The following is a 22,956-nucleotide window of genomic DNA, read 5'->3' on the forward strand; positions in this document are numbered from 1 at the left end:
CGTCCCGCCCGGACACGTACCATGGCGGCATGTCCTTCCTCCGCCGCCGCAGCGCCGCCACACCCGCGGGCCCGGACTTCGACGTCCTGGCCATGGACCCGGGAGACTGGCCCGGCAACCTCGGCGCCGGTCTGCTGCCCGCCCCCGACGGCACGTGTCAGGGAGTCTTCCTGCGCTACGACCTCTTCGGCGGCCGCGGCCCCGCGATGATCATCGGCAATCTGCCGGAGGGCTCGCCCGCCCGTGAGCTCGCCGAGGGACAGATCCCCTTCGAGGTGGCCCAGCTGCTCGCCGCGCTGGAGAACGACGAGCCGGTCGAGGTCGTCGACACCGAGGACATGCCGGTCATGCAGGGCGACAACCTGCTCATCGTGCGCCGCCTCAAGCTCTCCGAAAGCCGTATCTCCTGCGTGCAGTTCGACCGCAGCGACAATGTCCTGGTGACGATCGCCAGCTGGGACCGGCCCATCACCGACGATCTGTACGCGCTGCTGAAGCCGCTCCCCGCCGAGCTCTTCCAGCAGGGCTGACACCCGACGCCCGCGCGCGACTGGGCCTAGAGTCGGTCCATGGCTTCAGAGTCTTCATCGCACCAGGGGACCGCGACCGCGCGCGTCGACGCCTGGATCTGGGCGGTACGCCTCACCAAGACCCGCTCCCAGGCAGCCACCGCCTGCCGGGCCGGGCACGTCCGCGTCAACGGCGAACGTGCCAAGCCCGCCCAGACCGTGAAGGTCGGGGACGAGGTCAGGCTCTTCCACGCCGGCCGTGAGCGCATCGTCGAGGTACGGCGGGTCATCGCCAAGCGCGTCGGCCCGCCCGTCGCCGCCGAGGCGTACGTGGACAACAGCCCGCCCCCGCCGCCGCGCGAGCACGTCGCACTGGCCGGTGTCCGCGACCGGGGCGCCGGCCGCCCGACCAAGCGCGACCGCCGCGAACTCGACCAGCTCCGCGGCCACCGCCCCCCGGACCACGACCGGTAGTTCCGGCGGGCAGCGTCCGGCCGGGCAGGACGTCGGCTCCCACGACCGCGACCGGGTCGTGGGAACCGACGGAGGCCCTAGGACGCCAGCAGCGCCTGGATCCGGGCGGCCGACGTGCCAAGGCCCGTCGGCCCGGCCGGCAGCAGCGGCGTACCACTGCCGCTGTAGACGTCCCGCGCTCCATAACGGCGCACACTCCGGTGCCAGTTCAGGATCCCCGCGAGCCAGTCCTCCAGCTCCCGCACATACGTGTCGAGCGCGTCCCTGCCCTGCTGGTTCAGGCCGAAGTCCTCGCACAGCAAAGGCAGTTCGTGCTCCTTCACATGGAGGAACTGGCGCAGTCGGCCCCGCATCAGATCGTCGATGATCGCGACGCCCGTCGGATAGTCGCAGTCGAAGAAGGTCTGCACCACCAGCACGCCGTTGTGCACCTCGCCCTCGACCTCGATCTCCTTCTGGTAGGAGAAGAGGTCGTTGAGGAGCGCGGCATAGTCCGCCGCCGAGTTCTCCAGGCTCCGGATCGTCCCGGTGCGATAGATCTCCGGTGGCAGATCCCGCTCGTGCCGCAATCGGCACAGCAGCATCGTCAGCTCGGAGCCGAAGGTGTGGTGCCGCATTTCGATGTAGTCGACCGGGTCGGGGACCCGGTGCTGCGCCTGGTTGTGCAGCTCCCACATCCAGCTGTCCAGCATGGTGTCCAGCGCCTCCCGCAGCGCCTCCCTCGCCGGCGGGCCCATCGGCCCCGCCGTGCGCGCCCACAGATCGGCGAGGCTCCGCTCCAGCGGGCTGACCGCGAGCGCCGCGCCGGCCTCCGGCTCGTCGACCGGCATGCAGGCCTTGAGCCGTTCCGTACACTCCTTCGCGCCCACGAGGTTGCGTGACCTGCCGAAGACCTGCGGGTAGGAGTCGTCCCCGTACGTCCCCCAGGTCAGCCACTCGGCGCTGAGCTCCAGCTCCTCCAGGGTCGCGTCCGGATCGAGCCCGGCCGAGCACAGCGCGAAGTCGAAGCCGACGAGCATCGGCTCGTCCCAGATGTCGTCCAGCAGACCCATCCGGGACGCCCACGCCACCGACCTGTCGCGGGCCTCGGCGTGGTGCGGGCTGAGTGTCAGCGGGAACGGCAGGTCGAACTCGGGCAGCAGCGACGGTCCCACCCGCTGGTGGGGCACATGGGTGAGGCCGCGCAGCCGTGCGGCGGCCGGACGCCCGAAGAGCGTCTTGATGTCGAGCGCCGATGTGCCGAGCACCCCGCTCGACCAGGAGGACCCGGTGTCCGCCCCCTCGTTCATGTAGCGGCTGGAGCGCATGTGCCACTCATGGCCGCCGGACTGCCAGTCCTGAAGTCCCTTGATGTACGCGGCGACCGCCGCGCACTCCGCCGGATTCAGCCCTTTCTCCACGCACAGCCCCGGGACTTCCGTCAGGGCGGTGTTCTCGAACTGGTGCAGCCGCGAGGTCAGCAGATCGTTGACCGCCTCGGCGGCCTCCTGCGTCGTACAGCCCAGGAAGGTCTCCAGGACCAGGATGCCGTTGCTGTTCTCGCCCTCGTCCTCCACCTCCCGCTGGTACGAGAAGATGTCGTTGCGCAGATGCACGGCGTCGGAGAACGCGTCGGTGAGGACCCGCAGCGGACGTGAACCCGCCACCGCTTCCGGAACCTCCGCGCCGGCCGCGTACTCCACGAGCCCCGCCGACCACGGCGCGCCGCCGACCTTGCGGCGCATCTCGATGTACTCGACCGGATTGGCGATCCGGCCCTCGTTGATGTTGGACAGTTCCCACATCGACTCGTTGAGGAGGTTCTCCGTCGCCTCCGCGAACCGGGTGCGCCACGCCGGAGACATCGAGGGAACGGTCCGCGCCCACAGATCCGCGAGCCCCGCCTCCACCGGATTGGTCGGCTCCGGCGTCCCGGTCGTCGGGTCCATGGGCATGAACAGCGGCAGCCGGTCCAGATACGCCTTGCCACCCGCCCGGTCCTGGGTCCGCTTGAAGACCTCGAGGAAGTGGTCGTCGAAGAAGAACACCCATACATACCAGTCGGTGACCAAGGACAGCGCCTCGGCGTCGCAGTCGGGGTGGGTGTAGGAGCACAGCAGCGCGTAGTCGTGGGACTCGAGGTCGTGTTCCTCCCAGACCCCCGATCCCTCCAGCATCCCCATCCGGCGCGCCCACTCCCTGGTGTGTGAACGCGCCGCCTCCACATGGGGGTTGAGCCGCGCCGGATACGGAACATAGAAATCCGGCAGTACGAAGGGCTGTGCCATGCGTGCCAGGCCTTTCGGTGAGCGTCGGGGACTACGGGCCCGATCTACCCCCCGTTCGGACGATCCACGCGACTAACGAATTAGTCGTACAAACCTGGCCGTTCATGTCACCCGTCCCACCTCACACGCGGGACACCCGGACATCCGCCGCCTTCACAAAGGCGACCCGGTGCCCGAACTGGATCTCGTAGTAGAGCTCCTTGCCGCGCACCACGGTGTGACCCGTCGTGTCGTACACCGGAGCGTAGAAGTACTCGCCCGGTGTACGGTCACCCACCACATACGACTGCCCGGAGAGCAGCTTGTACGGCAGTGGTGCGATCGCCTGTACCGGCACCCCCGCCGGATACGCCGACGCCTCCGGATAGGCACGTCCGTACACCGGGATCTCACTGAGGCCGTCCCTCGGCGTCAGTACCCGGCCCCGCGCACCGACCGCCGTCGGCTCCCACCACGGATTGTGGAACCAGGCCTTCTGCCCCAGATACCAGATCGCCGTCCAGTCGCCGAGGCGCTCCGCCACCGCGTACTGCTGGCCCGTCGAGGCCCGCGCGCCCGTGTCGTTGACCCCGGTCGTGGAATCCTGGCCGCCCGGGCGCAGGCCGATGTCCTTCACCAGCGGACTGGTTTCGCTCGGCCCGGTGTACAGCCGCACCGCGCCACTGCCGTGCGGGGCGCACGCCTCACCGGCCTTCACGCAGTCCGTGTAGAGGGGCTGGTGGACGTCGTAATCGGGGCGGATCGTCACCACGCCGCTGTGCGGGCCGGCGCTCGGCACCAGCGGCCTGCCGAGCAGGGCGAAGTAGTGGGCCCAGTCCCAGTAGGGCCCGGGGTCGGTGTGCATCCCGCGGATCGTCGCCGGGGTGGTGCCCGGCACGTTGTCATGACCGAGGACGTGCTGCCGGTCCAGCGGGATGTCGTACCGCTTGGCGAGATACCGCACCAGCCGCGCCGATGTCCGGTACATCGCCTCCGTGTACCAGGCGTCCGGCGCGACCAGGAAGCCCTCGTGCTCCAGGCCCACCGACTTCGCGTTGATGAACCAGTTGCCCGCGTGCCAGCCGACGTCCTTCAGCGACAGATGCTGGGCGACGTGCCCGTCCGAGGAGCGCAGCGAGTACTGCCACGACACATAGGTCGGGTCCTGGACCAGCTTCAGAGTGATGTCCCAGGTCGCCTCCGTGTCATGGATGACGATGTAGTCGATGTCCTGGGTCTCGGGCCGGTTCCCCTTGTCGTGGTTGCCGTAGTCCCCTTCGCCGAACTCCTCGTAGGGTGCGGGGATCCACTCGCACGCCACCGTCCTCGGGCATTCCGTCTTCCCCGCGTCGGCGGTACGCAGCCCCAGCCCCGCGGCCTGCGCGGTGTCCGGCGCGACATCCGCGTCCGCCGGCAGGGACACGACCTGACCGCTGTCCGTCACCCGCTCCTGGCCGCCGCGGATCACGTCGAACACGTCGTTGGCGTACGTCGTCGCGGTCGCCGTGTCGTCGGCGCCCGAGTAGCGCGCCACCGCGCCGTACCAGGCGGCCGGGTCGGCGCTGAGCGGCTCGCCGAGTTCCCGCTGCGCCGCCGCGAGCAGCGCGGCGCCGCCCTGGATGTTCGCCGAGGTACTGGTCCGCAGCGCGTCGGCGGAGAGTCCTGACAACGCGGCCGCACGCTCCAGCGTTCTCAGCCGGGTGGGCAGCTCGGCCGCCGCGGGCAGCCCGGCCTCGGTGCCGTACTTCGCCGGACGGGTCTCGTCGCCCCGCGCGTCCTCCGCGCCGTGCGAATGGTGCGGCGCCTCGGCGAGCGCGGTCCTCGCGTCCGTGAGATGCATGGGGCCGTAGCCGCCCGTGACGCTCGGCGCACCACCATGCGTGTCCCAGCGGGACTGGAGATAGGAGACCGCGAGCAGCACACTGCGGGGCACGTCGTACCGATCGGCGGCCACGGCGAAATCCCGCTGCAGGGAGTCGGAGGCGGGCGGCGGTCCCGCCGTCGCGGGCTGGGCGGCCGAGAGGAGGGGGAGCAGCAGGGCGGCGGCCGCCACGGCGCCGCCCGCTCCGCGTACATGTCGACGAGCGGGACCGTGCAAGGCAGCCTCCTGAGACGGGTGGTGCGCGGCAGGACCCGTACAGGGGTACCGGCTGCCGGACCATCCGTCAATCAGGTGTCAGCAGACGGGTATTGGCATGTCAGAGTGGTGGGAGGCCGGGTTCCCGCGGAGTTTCGCGATGGTGGCGCGCAGGCCAGCGGCGCGTCACTGGAATGGACCAATGGACGCCCGGCCGCCGCTCCGGAACTAGTCGACCCGGACGGCCAGCAGACAGGCGTCGTCGTCATGGGCCGAGCGTTCGTACTCCTCGGTGAGCCGGTCGATGATCCGCTGCGGCGGCAGTCCACTCGTCGCCTTCAGGGCCCGCGTCAGCGCGCCGATGCCGTCCGTGATGTCCTCACCCCGCCGCTCCACGACCCCGTCGGTGTACAGCAGCAGCACATCGCCCCGCTCCAGCGGGAACTCCGCCGTCTCATACGGATGGCCGGGCAGCACGCCCAGCAGCGGCCCCCGGTGATCCGTCGGCAGTGCGAACGCGTGGCCCCCGCGCAGCAGCAGGGGAGCCGGGTGGCCCGCACACGTCCACCGGAACACCCTGTCCTCGCCGATGTGCCCGACCGCCATGGTCGCCGTTGACGCAATGGGGTCACTGCACACCAGCTCATTGAGCCAGGTGGTGATGTCCCCGGCGGACGACCCCGTCTGGGCCAGCCCCGCCACCGCATGGCGTTGCTGCGCCATCCGGGCGACCGCCTCGAGACCATGACCGCTCGCGTCCCCGATGGCGATGAGCGCCCGGCCGCTCGGCAGCGGCCGGCACTTGTACCAGTCGCCACCGACGGCCGCGTCCGGCTCGGCCGGTAGATAGGCGGCAGCGACTCCCAGCCCCTGCTCGGCGAGCCCCTCCGAGTAGGTGGGCAGCAGCGCCTCACGCAGCGCCGAGGCGACATGCCGTTCGGCCGCCGCCTGCTGCCGCAGTTGCTCCGTCTCGACCTGCTTCTCCACCAGGCGGCGCCGGCTGCGCATCTGTGGGGTGAGGTCGCGGGCGACGATCTGTACGGCCCACGGCCGTCCGTCCGTGCCGGCCACCGGCCGCCCCAGCAGATCGACCGTGCGCACCTCACCGAGGACCAGGAACCGGATCCGTGTCCAGGCGGGCTCTTCACCGGCCAGCACCGAGGCGATGAACTCACCGAACGGCCCCACGTCGTCGGTCACCAGCGCGTCGCACAGCTCCAGCAGCGACCACGGAAGCGCCGGATCCGTACGGAAGATCCGCTGCAACCCCTCCGACCACGTCACCGAACCCGACAGCAGGTCCCAGCGGCCCCACCCCATCGAGGCCAGATGCTGGGCGTCGATGGTCAGGAGCTCGGCCTGGCTGCGCACCGGGCGCCAGGTCGTCAGTACCTGGTCGCCGCACGACGACGCGTAGTGGACCAGCTGGACGCGCTTGAGCCGGCCGTACCTCTCCTCGGTGTAGTCCACGACCAGGCCGTTCAGCGCGCGGCCGGTGCGCAGGACGTCGGCGAGCGCGGTGAGCAGCCCACTGGAGGCGGCCCCGGGGCGGGCCGTTCTGAAACGCTGGCCGGCCTGCTGGTCCGGCGAGACCAGCCAGTCCGCGGAGCGGATGTGGTTGCCGGCCCGGATGACGAAGTCCGTGATCTCGCCGGAGTCGTCCCGTACCGGGGTCAGCAGCGCCGCCGATACCGGGATGGCCGGCAGCGTGGCGCACAGACACGTCCAGGGATCGTGATCCTCGCCGGCCTCATGACAGCTGTGCGGTGCTCCACTGCCCTGACCGCACGGGCACTGCTCGGAAGGGTCCGCCACGGCGGAGGCCACGTCGGCCGCCGCGGGGGCCGGAGGTCCGGCCACCTCCGTCCCCCGGCGTACCTCGGCCCGCAGCGTCGCGATCTCCCGCTCGATGTAGGCCTTGGGCGAGCCCACGTCCGTCGGTTGGGCCCGATTCATGACGGCACCACGCCTCCTGCACGGGGGGAGAGCCATCCGGCCGGAACGATCTTGGTCATGGTCTCCCTTGTCGTGCTGGGCGTGGTGCCGAGGGACGGATCAGGCGTGCGCCCGGCGACCCCTCCCGGCGACGAGCCGGTAGAGGACGAGAACGATCACCGATCCGACGATCGCGGCGATCCATGTGGACAGCTCGAAGAAGCCGTCGATGGACTCCACACCGAATATGACCTTGCCGAGCCAGCCTCCGAGGAGTCCGCCGACGATCCCGATGAGCATGGTCACGAGGATGCCGCCCGGGTCCTTGCCAGGCAGCAGTGCCTTGGCGATCGCTCCGGCGAGCAGTCCGATGATGATCCACGCGATGATTCCCATTCTCGACCTCCACGAGGGTTCCACATGTCCTGCGGGAAGCAAGGACATTTCACGCGTAACCGGACGGGGGGTCAATAAACCTCGAGAGCGTCCTCCGCGCGGGCGTGCGGGCCGAAGGTCCCGACGAGGACGAGCCCAAGGTCTCTGATCGGACAGGCCGGTCGGCGTGCTTGGCGCGGGGCGCCACCGGCAACACCATCGTCAGCCCGTCGCCGGGACACCCCCTCGCGAGGACTCCCGGGGACACGTCTACCCCCGCGTACGCGCACACCCACGAAGGAAGCAAGGATGAAGTGGATCGCCCGCACCAGGGCCCGGTTGCTGCACGTCACCGACCTGCTCTGCCCGCCGCGCGACTCTCCCGGCCCGCAGGCCGAGGCGCTGCACGTGAGCGCCCCCGTCCAAGGCACCCGCTGGATTTGCGCCGAACGCCGCCACGTCAGCTGGCAGTTCACCGGCGCCCTGTGGCATCCGTGCGACGTGCTGCTGGAGCGGCGGACCGACGAGGGCTGGTCGCCCGCCGGGCTGCTCGTGGCGGAGGTCGACCCGCGCTCCCTGAGGACGTCGGTGGTCGTGCCCCGGCTCCCCACGGGCCCCTACCGCGTACGGATCACCTCGCCGGAGCTGCCCGCCGCGGCGTGCAGTGCGCCGCTCATGATCAGCCCCGCCTAGGGCGCAGACCTTCAGCCCCGCCCGGGCCATGGACCTGCGCGGCTCCCACGGGCAACGGCACGGGCACGCACACAACAGCGCGCTGCGCGCCCGGTGTGTCGGCACCGGGCGCGCAGCGCGCTTCCCCCTCGTCGTCGGTCAACGAGTGCCGACCGCAGCGCGCACGGCCCGTCGTGCCAGCGCGCAGTCGTCGTGCAGCCGCCTGAGCAGCAGCCGCTGTTCCTCCCCGGTGGAGACCGCACCGGACGGAGCCGGGACCGAACCGGCCGGCGGGGCCTCCCGGATCGTCCGCTGAACCGCGGTCTCGTACGTACGGATCTCCCGCGTCAGCACCAGCATCAGGTTCACCAGGAACGCGTCCCGCGAGGCGGTGCCGGCCGACTGCGCCAGCCCGCTGATCTGCCGGCGCGCCATGGGGGCGTCGGCGAGGACGGCCCACAGGGTGGCCAGGTCGTAGCCGGGCAGGTACCAGCCGGCGTGCTCCCAGTCGACCAGGACCGGACCCGTCGGCGACAGCAGGATGTTCGAAAGGAGCGCGTCGCCGTGGCAGAACTGGCCCATGCCCTGCCTGCCCCCGGCGTGCGCCACTCCGCGCAGCAGCTTCTGCAGATCATCACGGTCGCGGTCGGTGAAGAGCCCCAGCTCGTGATAGCGCGCGATCCGCGACGCGTAGTCCAGCGGCGCGTCGAACGTGCCGGCCGGCGGCCGCCACGCGTTCAGCCGTGCGATCGCGCCCAGCGCCGCGCGGACGTCCGCCCGCGGCGGGGCCTCGACGGGGTGCCGGGTCAGGGCCGCCGGGCGTCCCGGCATCCGCTCGATGACCAGCGTGCAGTTCTCCGGGTCCGCGGCGATCAGCCGGGGGGCGCGCACCGGTGGCCGGTGCCGGACGAAGGCGCGATAAGCAGCTATTTCGTGCCTGAACCGCTCGGACCAGGCCGGCGAGTGGTCCAGTAAACACTTGGCGACCGCCGTCGTACGGCCGGTGGTGCCGACGAGCAGGACGGACCGGCCACTGCGCCGCAGTACCTGTACCGGGTTGAACTCAGGACAGATGCGGTGCACGGAGGCGATGGCCATCCGCAGCTGCGCGCCCTGGGGGCCGGACAAGTCGATTCTCCCGCTGAGCGGCTGGGTCACGTTCCCCGGCCAGCGCCGGGCCCGGCCCGCCTGGGTGGGATCGAGATACGGTCCGCTGCCGACCGGGAGGGTGCGCTGGGGCCGGGGCGGGGCGGACACGGAGGACGATGCTGTGTACATGGGCGAAACAGATCCCTTCGTGTGCCGACGAGTTGCGTGCGCAGCCCCGACCCGGCCACCGGTCGACACCCTGGGGAATGAGGGCCGGTAACCGGGGCGGGGTGGCGCTTTCCTACCTGACACCCGGCCGCGGGTGGCACACCATCTGGCGCACCCTGGCGAACCCTGGCGAATAGTCGCCAGCCCTATGACAGGGGGTTACTGTCAACTCAGCCGAGAACCTGGGGGCTTGACGTGACCGGAGAATCCAACACCCGCCTGGCAGACCTGTTCGGCCTCGCCGGCTGGTCCAAGGGCGAACTCGCGCGGCTGGTGAACCGGCAGGCGGCGGCCATGGGCCATCCGCAGCTGGCGACCGACACCTCGCGGGTCCGGCGTTGGATCGACATGGGGGAGACCCCGCGCGATCCCGTGCCCAAGGTGCTGGCTGCCCTGTTCACCGAGCGACTCGGCCGTGTCGTGACCATCGAGGACCTCGGGTTCGTACGACACGGGCGCGCCGGAAAACGGCGGGACGTCAGGAACAACGACAACCCTGACGGGCTGCCCTGGGCGCCCGAGCGTACGGCAGCGGTCCTCACCGAATTCACGGGAATGGACCTCATGCTCAACCGACGCGGCCTGGTGGGCGCGGGCGCCGCGCTCGCCGCAGGCTCCGCACTCAGCAGCGCCATGCACGACTGGCTCCACAACGACCCCGCACTGGCAGCCGACGCTCCCCGGACCACCGAACCCCTGCACGCCGACCCCGCCGGGTTCGACCGCTACGAGGCGGCCCCCATCGGGTCCCAGGAGATCGAGGCACTGGAACGATCCGTCGAAGTGTTCCGCGCCTGGGACGCCGCCCGCGGCGGCGGGCTCCAGCGCAAGGCCGTCGTGGGCCAGCTCAACGAAGTGGGCGGCATGCTCTCCTACCACCACCCCGACCACCTCCAGCGACGCCTGTGGGGCGTCGCCGCCAACCTGGCGGTCCTCGCCGGCTGGATGTCCCACGACGTCGGACTCGAACCCACAGCTCAGAAGTACTTCATCATCGCCGCCCACGCGGCGCGCGAGGGCGGCGACCGGCCGCGCGCGGGTGAGGCGCTCTCCCGCGCCGCCCGCCAGATGGTCCACCTGGGCCGGCCCGACGAGGCCCTGGACCTGATGAAGCTCGCCAAGTCCGGCTCGGGCGAGGAAGTCCTGCCGCGCACCCGGGCGATGCTGCACACGATCGAGGCCTGGGCGCAGGCGTCGATGGGCCACGGACAGGCCATGCGCCGCACCCTCGGAGAGGCCGAGGAACTCTTCGTCTCCGACAAGGGCGATGTGCCACCGCCCAGTTGGATGCAGATGTTCCACGAGGCGGACATGTACGGCATGCAGGCCCTGGCCTACCGCACGCTCGCCGACCACGACCCCTCCGCGGCGGTCACCGCGCAACGCCACGCCCGGCGGGCGCTGGAGCTCCGGCTCGGCAGCCAGCAACGCTCCAAGATCTTCGACTACATCTCCCTGGCGTCGGCCTGCTTCATCGCCGACGACCCGGAGGAGGCGGACCGCTACGCACGGCTCGCGCTGGTGTCGATGGGGGAGACCTCGTCGCACCGCACCTGGGACCGGCTGCGGGAGATGTACCGGCTGACCGGGCAGTACGCCGGCTACTCCAAGATCGAGGACCTGCGCGAGGAGATCCAGCTCGCGCTCCCCAAGAAGTCCCGCAACAAGGACGTCTGACCGGGGGACGGCCGAGCGGGAAGGACCCCGGGCAGCCGCAGCCAGAAGTCCGCGCGACTGAAAGGCCGAGCGATCAGGAGGTCCGAGCGTGGACGGTGGGCCCATGTCCGGGCCCGCCCCGCCGGCCGGTCCTGAGGCCTAGCGGGCCTGTCCGCCGACCCTGACCACCATCACACAGGCGTCGTCCTCACGAGGCACCTCACCGAACTCCTCGACCACCGTCCGCAGGCACTCCTGTGCGTCGCGCGCTCCGGCGAACCGCGGCGCGAGGGCCAGCAGCCTCTCCGCACCCGACTCGTCCTGACCGCTGCGCCGGGTCAGACCGTCCGTGTGCAGTACCAGCAGATCACCGGGGATCAGCCGCACCTCGGCCTGCTCGTACACCGCGCCGGACGTCGCCCCGAGCAGCACCCCGTCCGGGCGCGTCAGGGCACGCCCCGTCCCGCCGCGGAACAGCAGCGGGGCGGGGTGGCCCGCTTGGGCCCAGGTGAGCGTCTGCGACACCGGGTTGTACCGGCAGCACACCGCACTGCCCAGTGCGGGCTGCGCCGAGGACTCCAGCATCTGGTTGAGATGGCTCATCAGCGCGTCCGGCCGGATGCCGGCCACGGCCATGCCGCGGAGCGCGCCCAGCAGCATCGCCATGGAGGAGGTCGCGGCGACGCCGTGCCCGGTCAGATCCCCGACCGTCAGCAGCGCCTCACCGTCGGGGAGCGCCAGCGCGTCGAACCAGTCGCCGCCGATCAGGCCCGTGGAGGCGGCGGGAAGATAGTGCCCGGCCAGGTCGAGCGAGGTCGGGCCGCCGTGGGCGAAACGCAACGAGCCGCGCCAGGGCGGCAGTACGGCCTCCTGCAGTTCGACCGCGAGCCTGCGCTCGGTCTGCTCGATGTGCTGTCGGCGCTGCAGCGAGTCGCTCGTCTCGCGCACCGTCCGCTCGCTGCGGCGCAGTTCGCTGACGTCGCGTAAAACGGCCCACATCGACGCCGTGCAGCCGTCCGCGTCGAGGACCGGCTCGCCCATCATGTGCAGCGTGCGCACCCGTCCGTCGGTCCGCACGATCCGGAACTCGCCGTCGATCGGCTTCCCGTCGATCAGACAGTCCGTCACCATGGCCTGGAGAAGCCCCTGGTCCTCGGCGAAGACCATCGTGGGGATCTCGTCCAGCGACATGGGGCCGCTCTCCGGGGGGCGCCCGAAGATCTGGAAGAGCTCGTCGGACCAGCTCACCTCGTCGCTGAGGAGATTCCACTCGGCGCTGCCGACACGGCTGAGCAGCGAACCGGTGCGCTGCGCGCTCATCTCGTCGTAGGTGGGCGTCTCGTACGCCTCCGGCGACTCCGTGAGCTGTTCCGGTACGCCGGCGCGCAACTGGTCCAGGTGCGCGCCCAGGTCGTCGAGCTGATGCACCGCCAGGTCGCACAGGGCGCGCTGCCAGCGCAGCTGGGGGTCGTCCTCGTCCATGACGGCGTCCCGGCGCACGGCGTCCACGTCTCCACGCAGACGACGCGTCTGCGAAATCAGCGCGTCCACCGTCCCGCGCTCGGGCGGCTGCGGGGCGGGACGGTCCGCGAACAGATGGGACGGCATGTCGTACTCCGATACAGGCGCGGCACGGCCAAGTCTGAAAAGGTGGGCCAGTTACGACTGTTGCACAGGCGGCGACACCCCGTAAGGGATTTGGCAACACTCGATACGGTGGTGCTTCTGGCATATGTCAACGGCTCACCGATTATCGGCCAAGGATCCGGGACATGGACAAGCCGCCGGGGGACTACGGTGCTGTTGTGGTGATCAACGAGGTGGTCGAGGAGCCCGCCGACCCGGCGTGCGCGGCCGGTACGGCGCTGCTGCTCGCCGCCGCCCCGGTCGGCAGAAGCCGTGTCGTCGACGCGACGTCCGTGCTGCACGCCCTCGCGGCAGTGCCGCCGAGCGCCCTGACCGGTACGGACGCGGCCACGGTGATCGAGCTGGCGGATCCGCTCGATCCGCAGACCGTTCTGACGCGGCTCCGGGCCGCTGCGGCCTCGCCCGGCCCGCTGTCCCTCTACATCGTGGGCCAGCTTCACCTGGACCGCCGCCAGCGGCTGCCCCATCTCGCCCTCGCCCGTACGGCACCGGCGACGCTGCGCTACAGCGCGCTGCCGTGGCACTGGCTCGCGGGAGAGCTGAAGCTCCGCAGACCGGGCACCACGCGAGTCGTCGTCGACCTGGTCGCCGACGACGAGGTCTGGCGGCAACTGACCGAGCACACCACCCTCCTCTCCCTGGGGCACGGCACCAGTCTGTACGGTCGGGTCGCCCCGCCGCCACCACGCCGTACGGTCGCGGCGCCCGTCTACCTGAAGTCCTGCGCCGCGATCTGGCGCAGCGGCGCCCGGCCGTCCCTGCCCGTCCTGCATGAACAGGCCATGATCCGGGCCGGAACGGACGACGGCGCCTTGTTCCTGGCGGCCGACGCCCCGGCCTCCCCGACAGCCGCACCCCGGCCCGCCGAAACCAGGGCAGGCGAGGAACGGGCAGCCGCATCCCGTACGGCCCCTGCCCCGCCCGCCGCTCCGACCACACCCGCCCCGGCCGCCCCAGTCTCCTCGCCGGCACCGCCCGTACCCGTACCCGCTCCGCCCCCCGACACCGATCCGCACCCGGCGATCCTCGCCGCGGCCCGTGCGGGCCGGCACGACGAGGCGGCGGGGGCGGCGGCCGCGTGGGAGCAGCACGCGCTGCGTACACACGGCCCCGGCTCGCCGCAGGCGATCCACTGGCTGGAAGTACGGGCCGACCTGGCCCGGCTCGCCCACGTCCCCTCTCGCAGCTGTGAGTTGTGGCTCGCCGCGGCCCGAGCGCGGCTGGACGCGGGCCTGGTTCCGACCGACGGTGACGTCGAGGCGGCCGTCGACCGCGCCCACCACCAGTGGGAGCACCTCCAGAACGCCGAGGCCGACACCGCCAGGGCCCTGGCTCCCGCGCTTCTCGAGCTGCGCCGACGGGTGCCGGGCCGGCGTCCCGGCGCACTCGAATCGCTTCTGCGCCGGATCAACTGACGCTCCATTCCCCGGAGATCGAGGAGTCGACACTGAACAGCCCCGCCGGCACCGCCGGATACGCGCAGGACGCCGAAGCGCTCGCCGAGCAGTACGAGAGCGTGTCCTTCACCGACGTCCACCGCGAGATGCTGCATCTCATCCCCGCGGCGCCCGCCCGCGTTCTCGACATCGGCGCGGGCAGCGGCCGGGACGCCGCCGCCCTCGCGGCCCTCGGCCACCGTGTGGTCGCCGTGGAACCCACCGCCGAACTGCGCGCGCTGGGCCGGCGCATCCACGCCGGTCGTTCCGTCGAGTGGAGGGACGACGCGCTCCCCGGCCTCACCACGCTGCGCGGCCGGGAGGAGCGGTTCGACCTCATCCTGCTGACCGCCGTCTGGATGCACCTCGACGCACACGAGCGCGCGTCGGCGCTCCCGCGCGTCGCCGGACTCCTCGCCCACGGCGGCCGGGTGGCGATGACCCTGCGGCACGGTCCCGTGCCGGCAGGCCGGCGGATGTTCGACGTCGGCGCCGCGGAGACGATCGGCCTGGCCGAGGGCCATGGCCTCCACCCCGTCCATGCCAGCCGTCGCGGGGACCTGCACGGACGCGGTGGCGTGAGCTGGAGCGCCCTGGTCCTGGAACGCGATACCCCCGGAACCCTCCGCACGCCCCGCCTCCTGCTCCGCCCTGTCGAGACCGCGGACGTCCCGGCGGTCCGCCGTCTGTGGACCGACCCGGACGTCCGTCGCCATCTCGGAGGCCCGGTCGCCGAGGACAAGGTGCGGGTGTGGGAGCGCGCCTGTGTCGGCGCTCCGGGGGTCTTCTGCGTCGTACGTGAGGCCGATGGCGTGGTGACCGGTGTGGTGACGCTGAAGCCGCGGGCGAGGGACGACGGCGCCACCGAGGTGTCGTACCAGTTCCTGCCGGAGCACTGGGGAAGCGGCTACGCGCGCGAGGCGGTGGCGGCGGCTGTGTCGCTGGCGTTGGCGACGGCCCCTGTCTTCGCGGTCACGCAGGAGGCGAACAGCCGCTCACGCCACCTGTTGGAAGCCCTCGGAATGACCCTCGCCGACAGTTTCGTCGAATGGGACGCCCGTCAGGTGCTGTACCGCGCGGAGCCCTGAGCCACCGGCCCACCGACGCGTCGGCTCAGGGGTGGGCCACCAACTGGGCCACGTTCGTGGTGGAGTTGGACGGACCTCCCCGGTCGTTGATGACATGGCGGATCGTGCCGGTGCCTCCCAGCGAGACGGTCACCATGTTCCGGAAACGGACGTTCGGCGTGTTGGGCACCTGGAAGGCGCGCTCGGCGGCCACGCTCGGGTTCGCGTTGAAGAAGCAGTAACTGCCCAGACCGAAGGCCTGATGGCTGGTGACGGACGGCGCGACCTTGTACGCCGCGTAGCCCTGGGTCGAACCGTCCATCCACGCCGCCTGGTTGGGCGGGTCGTAGGGCATTTCGTTCTGGTAGAAGTACGTCCTTCCGCCGTTGCCGTTCCAGACCGTCTGATGCTTCTGGTAGTGCTCGACGAAGAGGCCGTACATCGTGACGTCGTCGCCGTTGACGACGAGTCCCGTGTCCGCGGTGTTGGTGTTCCAGCCGATGCCGCTTCCGTGGTCGCCGCGCCACAGCCACAAGTGGTCGCCGATGACATGGTCGCTGTTGACGACCAGGCTGGTGGTGGCCCTGCCGACGCCCGCGCCGCCGATGCGGAAGAAGACGTCGTGCATCGAGCTCGGGTTGGCGGCGTGGTCGGCGGAGGACCCGGAGGGGCCCATCTGCATCAGCGTGGTCGAAGGGGTGGGGCCCGCGTCGACGAGCAGTCCGGCGACCTTGACGCCGTCGACATCGGCGACCGACAGGGCCGTGATCCCGTTGTCGGGCACGAGCGTCGCGAGGCCGAGGCCGAGGACGACCGTGTCCGGCCGGGACACCCGCAGCGTTTCGCTCAGATGGTGCACCCCCGGCGTGACCAGGAGGTGCTTGCCCTGGGCCAGCGCCGCGTTCATCTGGGCCCCGGTCGCTCCCGGCTTCACGATGAAGAAGTCATCGAGGGGAAGGGACGTACCGGCGGGCGGGGTGCCGTTGCCCCAGGTCGTGCCGCGTGAGGCGGTACGCAGGGCAGGCACGAACACCTTGTAGGCGCCCGCCTGGTCGACGTACAGGAAGGGTTTCTCGCGGACCACGGGGGTCTGGTCGACCGTGGTGTAGGGCGGGTTGGGGAAGCTGTTGGCGGGGGCGTTCTGCGCGCCGACGAACACCATGTTCCAGTTGGAGCCGTTCCAGCCGGTCCACTGGGTGTTGCGGGACAGCCACTGCTGCTGCGTACCCGAGCGGACCTGGCCGTCGACCTTGGTGTCGGCCATGAACCCGCCGCTGGACCAACCGCCGTCGTCGAGCTGGAGGTTTCCGCGTACGTGCATCCGCCGGTACGGCGCCGCCTGGGACACGGCCCAGCGGTCCGTGCCGGACGTCGGTGTGACGGAGAGGTTCTCGGCCGCGCGCCAGAAGTTGTGCGTGGCGTTGCCCTGGAACCAGTCCGCCTCCACATGGACGGCGCCGCGGACATGGACGTCGTCGGGGGAGAGGCCGAGGCCGGACACCTGTGTGTAGTAGCCGACGTTGACGTCGACGTCGTAGGTGCCGGGCTTGAAGAGGAAGGCGGTGCGGCCGGCCCCGAACTGGTCGGTCTCCCTCTGCCGGAAGGTGGCGTCGACGCGGCTCTGGATCGTCGCTGCGGGGGTCGAGGGGTCGAAGACGACGACGTTCGGGCCGAAGTCCGGTGTTCCGGGCGGCTGCGGGGCGTCGACCGGGGTGATGCGGAACGACTGGGCGGCGGTGCCATTGCACGACCACTGCTGCACTCGCACACCGTCACCGGTGGACGCGCCCGGCACGTCGAGGCACTTGCCGCTGTGCCGGTTGACGAAGCGGAACGTACCGCCGGGCTCCTCGACCGGCTGCCACTGCTGGTTCGGCCCTCCGCCGTACGTCCACAGCTGGACGGGTGCGGCGTCCGCGGCGGAGACGTCCTTGACGTCCCACACCTTGGATCCGTCCGTGCGGTTCGCGGCCCGGAAGAACCCGTCGGAGGTGGCCTGGAGCTGCCAGTGCTGGGCCTGGCTGCCATTGCAGGCGTATTGCTGGACCGCGGTGCCGTCGGCGGTCGCCGCCGCGCGGGCGTCCACGCACTTGCCGCTCGCGGCGCTGACCACGGTGGCCCAGCCGGCCGGTGGGGCGGCGGCGCGCGGGGCGGCCGGGGGCGCGGCCTGCGACGAGGAGACCGCGACCAGGGTGGTCCACACCGATGCCGCCACGACGAGCGCGGCGGTCACCGGCCGCCGACGGGGGCCGTGGTGCCGATGACGGATGAGGGTCATCCTGCCACCGTCCACTTCTGGTTGGCGGCCCCCGTGCAGGTCCAGATCTGCAGCCGCGTGCCGTTGGCCGCGTTGTCGCCGGTGACGTCCAGGCACTTGTCGGCCTGCGGGTTGACGATGTCGCGCGCGGCGGTGACGACCCAGCGCTGTGCGCCCGTGCCATTGCAGTCCCACAGCTGCACGGCCGTTCCCGCGGCCGTCCCGCCGGAGGCCACGTCGAGGCACTTCCCGAGCGCGCGGAGGGTACCGTCCGAGCCGACGGTCCAGCGCTGCGCCGCGGTGCCATTGCAGTCGTAGAGCTGTACGGGCGTCCCGTTGGCCGGATTGGCGCCGGCGACGTCCACGCACTTGCCCGCGAGGCCCGTGACCGCACCGCCGCCCGCGGGAGGGTTGTCGGCCGTGGTGACCCGTACGTGGTCCACGACGAGCTGCTGTGGGAAGGCGGTGCCGCCGTCGGGGTCCCCCGGCCAGTAACCGCCGACCGCGAGGTTGAGGATCAGGAAGAAGGGCTTGTCGAAGACCCACTGCCTCCCGCCCAGATCCGCCGGCGTGCGCCGCTGGTAGACCGTGCCGTCGACGGACCAGGTGATCGAGCCCGGGGACCAGTCCACGGCGAAGGTGTGGAAGGCGTCGGCGAACGCCTGGCCGCCGGGCAGGCCGTACGCGGCGCCGATGCCGCCGGAGCCCGAGTAGCCGGGGCCGTGCAGGGTGCCGTGGACGGTGGACGGTTCGAAGCCGACGTTCTCCATCACGTCGATCTCGCCGGACGCGGGCCAGCCGACCTGGCCGATGTCGTTCCCCAGCATCCAGAAGGCGGGCCACATGCCCTGCCCGCGGGGCACCTTGAGCCGGGCCTCCACACGTCCGTACGTGGTGGTGAAACGGCCGGCGGTGTTGAGGCGCGCCGAGGTGTACTCACATCTGCCGTACCAGCACGCGTAGTTGGCGGGATTCTCCCGGCGGGCAGTGATCACCAGATGGCCCTGGCCGTCGAGTGCGGCGTTGCGGTTGCCGGCGGTGTAGTACTGACGCTCGTGGTTGTTGACGTTGTCGCCGGTCTCGATCTGCCACTTGGCGGGGTCGACGGCTGCCCCTTGAGGCCCGTCGAACTCGTCGGCGAACGTCACGGCGGCGGTGGCCGCGGTCGTGGCGGGCGTCGTGGAGGCGGTGGCGGCGGTGGTGAGTTGGGGGGCCGTGAGGGCCGAGACGAGGGCCAGTGCGGAGACCGCGCAGAGCATCAGGCGTCGCGGGAGGCGTGGGGGGTTCATGGCGTTCCCTTCCGGAAGACGGAGGGTGATGTGTCATGCATATGACATATCGAAAGACTCGGGAGACTTACTTCATCACGTGATTTAAGAAGTGAACCAATGGCCTGTCAAGAGTCTGGTCTGGACCAGATCTCGAGCCTCCCGCCGGCCACGACGAGGGCGTGCGTCATGCTCGGTACATGACGGACAGCTCTGGCCCACGGATCAGGCGCGCCAGCGCGCGCGACGCCAAGCGGCTCACCAAGCTGGTGCGCTCGTCCCGCGCCTATGAGGGCCCGTACGCGCCGATGGTCGCCCAGTACCGCGTCGGTCCCGACTACATCGAGGCGCACAGGGTCTTCGTCGCCCTCGGCCCGGACGGCGTGGTGCTCGGCTTCTACTCCCTGGTCCTCGACCCGCCCGAGCTGGACCTGCTGTTCGTCTCCGACGCGGCGCAGGGGCTCGGGATCGGCCGCCTGCTCATCGCCCATATGACGCGGGAGGCCCGCGAGGCGGGCATCGCGGAGGTCCGCGTCGTCTCGCACCCGCCGGCCGAGGGCTTCTATCTCGGCGTGGGCGCGCGCCGCGTGTCCACGGTCGTGGCGCGGCCGCCCGCGGTGATGTGGGACCGCCCGGACATGGTGCTGCCCATCCATCCGCCTGCCGACCGCTGACGGGCACCCCAGGTCGGCCACGCGCCGCCTGGCGATCGTTGACTGGCGCCCAGGGGGTCACGTGCCCTCTGGGCCCTGGCGGTCGGACCGGTCGGGTCAGGGTGCCCGTACCAGCAGGTCGACGGCGATCCCGGTGATCAGCAAGCTGGAGACCACGGCGGTGAGGAGCCGCCCCAGGTCCCCGGTGAGGGTGCGGCCGAGCAGCGCTCCGCCGCAGGCGAGAAGCAGTTGCCAGCCGGCGGAGGCCGCGAACGCGGCCAGGACGAAGACGGTCTGTTCCAGAGGATCGGGGGCGGCCGCGCTCCGGCTGCCCAGAACGAGCGCGGCGAAGTAGATCACCGTGAGGGGGTTCAGCATCGTGAGGCCCAGCAGGCCCAGATAGGCGCGCAGAGAGCTCGGGGACTTTTCGTCGTCGGACGGGTCGGGCCGTCGGTCCCTGTCGCGGTAGCGCCTGACGGCCGCGACCGTGCCGTGGGCGGCGAGGGCGACGAGGACCACGATCGAGACCCGGCGCAGCGGCCCCACGAGCGGCTCGACGAGGTGGGTGAGCCAGGAGCCGCCCGCCGTGGCGAGCAGTGCGTAGAGCCCGTCCGCGGTCGCGACGCCCATGGCCGCGGCGGCGCCGGTCCTCAGGGACGTACGAGCGGTGAGGGCCACCAGATAGGTCGCGACCGCCCCGACCGGCATGGCGATGCCGAAGCCGGCGAGCAGGCCCGCGACCAGCGCGCCGCTCACGCGACGGCAGGTGTTGGCCTCCGGCGGCGGCCTGTCCGCTGCTGCTGCCCGCGCGCCGGTCGGTCGACGGGGGCAAGCAGCGGCGAGGCGGTGAAGGTCGGGTTCATGGCGCAGATCGTGCGGCACGCGCGCGGGCAGAGGCAACGGAATTACGGCGGCGCGCGCGGGCAGAGGCAACGGAATTACGGCGGCACGGGACTTCACGGCCGGCGAGGGACATCGCGCGGGCATGGGAACGGTGCCGCACCCCGCTCCGCGTCAGAGGTGCGGCACCGTCACTCGTGGGGTCAGGTGGTATTCCTCCTGCCCTTGCTCATGAGCAGGCCGCCCGCGACCAGCGCGAACAGACACACGCAGGCTCCCGTGATCACGTTGCTGAGGATCGCTCCGGTGCCGGCGTCACGCGAGACCACCCATGGGGAGACGATCAGCCAGGCACCCATGAGCAGGACGACGAAGTTGAGGTCCTGCGACCTTTCGGGTGCCATGGACATCGCCAGTCCTACGACTGCGAGGGCGATACCGACGATGAGATTGCTGATGGCCAGTTCCGGCTTGGCGGCCGCGAAGTGAACCGTCCAGGCGGAGATCGCGGCGTAGATTCCAGCGAGGATCACAAGCTCCTCGACCGCTGTCACACCTCGGGTTCCCAGCATGCGGGCGTAGCGCTCCCGCATTTCGGATGCGTCCGGGTGTCCCGCGATGTCGCCACGACGGTGAGAGACGTCGGCCATACGACTCGCCTCCTTCTAGCGTGTACACGTCTGACCGAGCACGACCTTGGGTCGCGATCCCATTGTGCTCTTATCTGCCCCTTATGTGTAGATAAGTCGGCCCGGTTGTTTCGGCGGCGACGATTCGGTGTTCCGGGACGTGCCCCACAGCGGCCGTACGGCGCCGCACAGGGTCGATCTCGTACTCACCGTGACCGGGGAGAACTTTCCGTGAGATCGGTCCACGGCTCACCGGGACGTCATAAGGGGGTACTTGGGCTCAGGCCGCAGGCGCCGCCTGGTGCGCCCGCGCCAGCTCCCGGCGCACCCGCGCGAAGGGGCGCGGGCGGTCGACGGCCAGCGCCGCCGTCGTGCGGCCGTCGCGTTCGTACATGGCGAGGAAAGCGCCCTCGTCCGTGGACCCCTCGGAGATGCGGACGCTGTCACCGTCGTGTCGCCGCCCCGCGAACTGGATCCGCGAGCCGTACTGGTCCGACCAGAAGTAGGGGAGCGGACGCACAGCGGCGACGGTCCGTCCGGCCAGCAGATTGCGGACGGCCACGGCCGGCTGCTCGGTCGCGCTCGTCCAGTGCTCGGCCCGCACCCCGCTCACCCGCGCCACGTCCCCCACGGCCACGACCTGCGGCAGCGCGGTGACGCACCCGTCGTCGCACAGCACGCCGTCGCCGAGCGCGAGCGTCGAGCCCGCGAGCCAGTCGGTGGCGGGTACGGCTCCGATGCCGACGACCACGACATCCGCGGGCAGGACGCGTCCGTCGGCGAGTTCGACGGCCGTGACGGCCGTCCCCCCGTGCAGCGCGGCCACGCCCACGCCCGCGATCAGTCGACTCCCGCCGCGAGCGTGCAGCCCCGCGCACACCGCCGCCATCTCAGGCCCGAGTTGCCCGGCGAGCGGCAGCGGCGCGGCCTCGACGACGGTGACGTCATGACCGAGCCCGGCGCAGGTGGAGGCGGTCTCGGCGCCGATGAAGCCACCGCCGACGACCACGACCCGCCGTGCGCCGCCGGTCAGCGCGGCCCGCAGAGCCCGCGCGTCGTCGAGGGTGCGAAGGGTGTGCACGCCCGCGAGCCCGCGGCTGCCGGGGAGCCGGCGGGCGGTCGCCCCGGTGGCGATCACCACGCCGTCCGTGGCGATGGCGCGCCCGTCGTCCAGGAGTAGAGTGCGGCCACGCGGGTTGAGCCCACGGGCGCGTGTCCCCAGCAACCACTCCGCGGCGAGCTCCCTCTCCTCCTCCGGGTCGCTGAGGGCGAGTCGCGGTTCACCGGCAGTCCCGGCGAGGAACTCCTTGGACAACGGCGGGCGGTCGTACGGGCGGTGCGGTTCCTCGCCGACGATCACCAGTCGTCCGGCGAAGCCCTGGGCGCGGAGTTCACGCGCCGCGTACAGCCCGGCGAGTGACGCTCCGACCACCGTCACGGTCCTCATGCGGCGGTGCCCTCCTCGGCGGCGGGGCTCACATGGATCACGCCGTCGGCGACGGTGACCCGGTGGGTACGGACGGGGCGGCGGGCGGGCAGACAGGTCGGCTGCCCGGTGCGGAGATCGAACGAGGCGGCGTGGAGCGGGCATTCGACCAGGCAGCCTTCGAGCCATCCCTCGGAGAGGGAGGCGTCCTGGTGGCTGCACGTGTCGTCGATGGCGAAGAGCTCGCCGTCGGCGTTGAACACCGCGATCGGCGGAGTGGTGTCGATGCGGACGGATTCGCCCGCAGGGAGGTCTTCAAGGCGGCAGACGGGAATCACGGGCCCCCCTCGTGGTCCAGGACTCTGGGTAACATGATGTTTCGTATGGCGCATGAGGGAGCGCTATGCGCAACAGAATCCGGTCGGGATGCCCACGGCGTCAAGGGCTTCCAGAAGATGCGGCCCCAACCGGC

Annotated in this window: 19 protein-coding genes; 7 read left to right on the plus strand and 12 right to left on the minus strand. The window is 71.2% G+C overall.

Annotation, left to right across the window (positions count from 1 at the left end; translation table 11 throughout):
- Positions 1-29: 29 nt before the first annotated feature.
- A complete protein-coding gene (locus ACZ7J0_RS10640) occupies positions 30-530 on the plus strand; it encodes a hypothetical protein (RefSeq protein ID WP_468707872.1) in 501 nt (166 codons plus the stop codon).
- A 39-nt stretch (positions 531-569) separates the two neighbouring features.
- A complete protein-coding gene (locus tag ACZ7J0_RS10645; protein ID WP_470885967.1) occupies positions 570-983 on the plus strand; it encodes an RNA-binding S4 domain-containing protein in 414 nt (137 codons plus the stop codon).
- Positions 984-1,060: 77 nt separating this feature from the next.
- Here the strand turns inward: ACZ7J0_RS10645 and ACZ7J0_RS10650 are convergent, their stop codons facing one another.
- From ACZ7J0_RS10650 to ACZ7J0_RS10665, 4 genes are all read right to left on the minus strand, one after another.
- The gene (locus ACZ7J0_RS10650; RefSeq protein ID WP_470885969.1) at positions 1,061-3,250 is read right to left on the minus strand and encodes a terpene synthase family protein; all 2,190 of its coding nucleotides are present in this window, start codon (positions 3,248-3,250) and stop codon (positions 1,061-1,063) included.
- Positions 3,251-3,371: 121 nt separating this feature from the next.
- A complete protein-coding gene (locus ACZ7J0_RS10655) occupies positions 3,372-5,327 on the minus strand; it encodes an N-acetylmuramoyl-L-alanine amidase (RefSeq protein ID WP_470885971.1) in 1,956 nt (651 codons plus the stop codon).
- A gap of 207 nt (positions 5,328-5,534) precedes the next feature.
- A complete protein-coding gene (locus ACZ7J0_RS10660) occupies positions 5,535-7,262 on the minus strand; it encodes a PP2C family protein-serine/threonine phosphatase (protein WP_470885973.1) in 1,728 nt (575 codons plus the stop codon).
- A gap of 99 nt (positions 7,263-7,361) precedes the next feature.
- On the minus strand, positions 7,362-7,637 hold the full coding sequence (locus tag ACZ7J0_RS10665; RefSeq protein ID WP_470885975.1) for a GlsB/YeaQ/YmgE family stress response membrane protein: 276 nt from the start codon (positions 7,635-7,637) through the stop codon (positions 7,362-7,364).
- A 288-nt stretch (positions 7,638-7,925) separates the two neighbouring features.
- On the opposite strand from ACZ7J0_RS10665, the gene ACZ7J0_RS10670 reads away from it, so the two are divergent.
- Entirely contained in the window at positions 7,926-8,309 is a 384-nt protein-coding gene (locus ACZ7J0_RS10670; RefSeq protein WP_470885977.1) for a hypothetical protein, read from the plus strand.
- 138 nt (positions 8,310-8,447) lie between these two features.
- Here the strand turns inward: ACZ7J0_RS10670 and ACZ7J0_RS10675 are convergent, their stop codons facing one another.
- On the minus strand, positions 8,448-9,566 hold the full coding sequence (locus ACZ7J0_RS10675; RefSeq protein WP_470885979.1) for an aminoglycoside phosphotransferase family protein: 1,119 nt from the start codon (positions 9,564-9,566) through the stop codon (positions 8,448-8,450).
- Positions 9,567-9,800: 234 nt separating this feature from the next.
- Here ACZ7J0_RS10675 and ACZ7J0_RS10680 point away from each other — a divergent pair, with 234 nt between their 5' ends.
- Positions 9,801-11,282: a DNA-binding protein NsdB gene (locus ACZ7J0_RS10680; RefSeq protein WP_470885981.1), complete on the plus strand. Its 1,482-nt coding sequence runs from the start codon at positions 9,801-9,803 to the stop codon at positions 11,280-11,282.
- Between the two features lie 138 nt (positions 11,283-11,420).
- Here the strand turns inward: ACZ7J0_RS10680 and ACZ7J0_RS10685 are convergent, their stop codons facing one another.
- A complete protein-coding gene (locus tag ACZ7J0_RS10685; RefSeq protein ID WP_470885983.1) occupies positions 11,421-12,869 on the minus strand; it encodes a PP2C family protein-serine/threonine phosphatase in 1,449 nt (482 codons plus the stop codon).
- Positions 12,870-13,033: 164 nt separating this feature from the next.
- Here ACZ7J0_RS10685 and ACZ7J0_RS10690 point away from each other — a divergent pair, with 164 nt between their 5' ends.
- On the plus strand, positions 13,034-14,323 hold the full coding sequence (locus ACZ7J0_RS10690; protein ID WP_470885985.1) for a hypothetical protein: 1,290 nt from the start codon (positions 13,034-13,036) through the stop codon (positions 14,321-14,323).
- Positions 14,324-14,424: 101 nt separating this feature from the next.
- Positions 14,425-15,432, plus strand: a complete 1,008-nt coding sequence (locus tag ACZ7J0_RS10695) for a GNAT family N-acetyltransferase (RefSeq protein ID WP_470885987.1) — start codon at positions 14,425-14,427, stop codon at positions 15,430-15,432.
- A 25-nt stretch (positions 15,433-15,457) separates the two neighbouring features.
- Here the strand turns inward: ACZ7J0_RS10695 and ACZ7J0_RS10700 are convergent, their stop codons facing one another.
- Entirely contained in the window at positions 15,458-17,689 is a 2,232-nt protein-coding gene (locus ACZ7J0_RS10700) for an RICIN domain-containing protein (protein ID WP_470885989.1), read from the minus strand.
- Positions 17,686-18,957: a ricin-type beta-trefoil lectin domain protein gene (locus ACZ7J0_RS10705; RefSeq protein ID WP_470885991.1), complete on the minus strand. Its 1,272-nt coding sequence runs from the start codon at positions 18,955-18,957 to the stop codon at positions 17,686-17,688. The genes ACZ7J0_RS10700 and ACZ7J0_RS10705 overlap by 4 nt, the downstream gene beginning before the upstream one ends.
- 179 nt (positions 18,958-19,136) lie before the next feature.
- Between ACZ7J0_RS10705 and ACZ7J0_RS10710 the strand changes: the two genes are divergently transcribed.
- Positions 19,137-19,610, plus strand: coding sequence for a GNAT family N-acetyltransferase (locus tag ACZ7J0_RS10710; protein WP_470885992.1), 474 nt, complete (start codon positions 19,137-19,139; stop codon positions 19,608-19,610).
- A 96-nt stretch (positions 19,611-19,706) separates the two neighbouring features.
- On the opposite strand, the gene ACZ7J0_RS10715 is transcribed toward ACZ7J0_RS10710, so the two are convergent.
- The 4 genes from ACZ7J0_RS10715 to ACZ7J0_RS10730 all read right to left on the minus strand — a co-directional run bounded on the left by ACZ7J0_RS10715 (position 19,707) and on the right by ACZ7J0_RS10730 (position 22,822).
- On the minus strand, positions 19,707-20,345 hold the full coding sequence (locus ACZ7J0_RS10715; RefSeq protein ID WP_470885994.1) for a LysE family transporter: 639 nt from the start codon (positions 20,343-20,345) through the stop codon (positions 19,707-19,709).
- Between the two features lie 287 nt (positions 20,346-20,632).
- Complete coding sequence (locus ACZ7J0_RS10720) at positions 20,633-21,079, minus strand: SPW repeat protein (protein WP_470885996.1); 447 nt, start codon at positions 21,077-21,079, stop codon at positions 20,633-20,635.
- A gap of 259 nt (positions 21,080-21,338) precedes the next feature.
- The gene (locus tag ACZ7J0_RS10725) at positions 21,339-22,505 is read right to left on the minus strand and encodes an NAD(P)/FAD-dependent oxidoreductase (RefSeq protein ID WP_470885998.1); all 1,167 of its coding nucleotides are present in this window, start codon (positions 22,503-22,505) and stop codon (positions 21,339-21,341) included.
- Positions 22,502-22,822 carry a bifunctional 3-phenylpropionate/cinnamic acid dioxygenase ferredoxin subunit gene (locus tag ACZ7J0_RS10730; protein WP_468707898.1) on the minus strand — a complete coding sequence of 107 codons (321 nt, stop codon included), beginning with the start codon at positions 22,820-22,822 and terminating at the stop codon, positions 22,502-22,504. Before ACZ7J0_RS10730 ends, ACZ7J0_RS10725 begins: the two co-directional genes overlap by 4 nt.
- Positions 22,823-22,956: the final 134 nt, after the last annotated feature.

It is taken from the genome of Streptomyces sp. NPDC038280, from assembly GCF_055600045.1.

What these genes read in the sequence shown, in the direction of transcription:
- ACZ7J0_RS10670 (WP_470885977.1), top strand. Translation starts at nt 7,926, where the DNA reads ATGAAGTGGATCGCCCGCACCAGGGCCCGGTTGCTGCACGTCACCGAC.
- ACZ7J0_RS10720 (WP_470885996.1), bottom strand. Translation starts at nt 21,079, where the DNA reads ATGGCCGACGTCTCTCACCGTCGTGGCGACATCGCGGGACACCCGGAC.
- ACZ7J0_RS10645 (WP_470885967.1), top strand. Translation starts at nt 570, where the DNA reads ATGGCTTCAGAGTCTTCATCGCACCAGGGGACCGCGACCGCGCGCGTC.
- ACZ7J0_RS10725 (WP_470885998.1), bottom strand. Translation starts at nt 22,505, where the DNA reads ATGAGGACCGTGACGGTGGTCGGAGCGTCACTCGCCGGGCTGTACGCG.
- ACZ7J0_RS10710 (WP_470885992.1), top strand. Translation starts at nt 19,137, where the DNA reads ATGACGGACAGCTCTGGCCCACGGATCAGGCGCGCCAGCGCGCGCGAC.
- ACZ7J0_RS10685 (WP_470885983.1), bottom strand. Translation starts at nt 12,869, where the DNA reads ATGCCGTCCCATCTGTTCGCGGACCGTCCCGCCCCGCAGCCGCCCGAG.
- ACZ7J0_RS10650 (WP_470885969.1), bottom strand. Translation starts at nt 3,250, where the DNA reads ATGGCACAGCCCTTCGTACTGCCGGATTTCTATGTTCCGTATCCGGCG.
- ACZ7J0_RS10700 (WP_470885989.1), bottom strand. Translation starts at nt 17,689, where the DNA reads ATGACCCTCATCCGTCATCGGCACCACGGCCCCCGTCGGCGGCCGGTG.
- ACZ7J0_RS10675 (WP_470885979.1), bottom strand. Translation starts at nt 9,566, where the DNA reads ATGTACACAGCATCGTCCTCCGTGTCCGCCCCGCCCCGGCCCCAGCGC.
- ACZ7J0_RS10690 (WP_470885985.1), top strand. Translation starts at nt 13,034, where the DNA reads ATGGACAAGCCGCCGGGGGACTACGGTGCTGTTGTGGTGATCAACGAG.
- ACZ7J0_RS10665 (WP_470885975.1), bottom strand. Translation starts at nt 7,637, where the DNA reads ATGGGAATCATCGCGTGGATCATCATCGGACTGCTCGCCGGAGCGATC.
- ACZ7J0_RS10640 (WP_468707872.1), top strand. Translation starts at nt 30, where the DNA reads ATGTCCTTCCTCCGCCGCCGCAGCGCCGCCACACCCGCGGGCCCGGAC.
- ACZ7J0_RS10660 (WP_470885973.1), bottom strand. Translation starts at nt 7,262, where the DNA reads ATGAATCGGGCCCAACCGACGGACGTGGGCTCGCCCAAGGCCTACATC.
- ACZ7J0_RS10705 (WP_470885991.1), bottom strand. Translation starts at nt 18,957, where the DNA reads ATGAACCCCCCACGCCTCCCGCGACGCCTGATGCTCTGCGCGGTCTCC.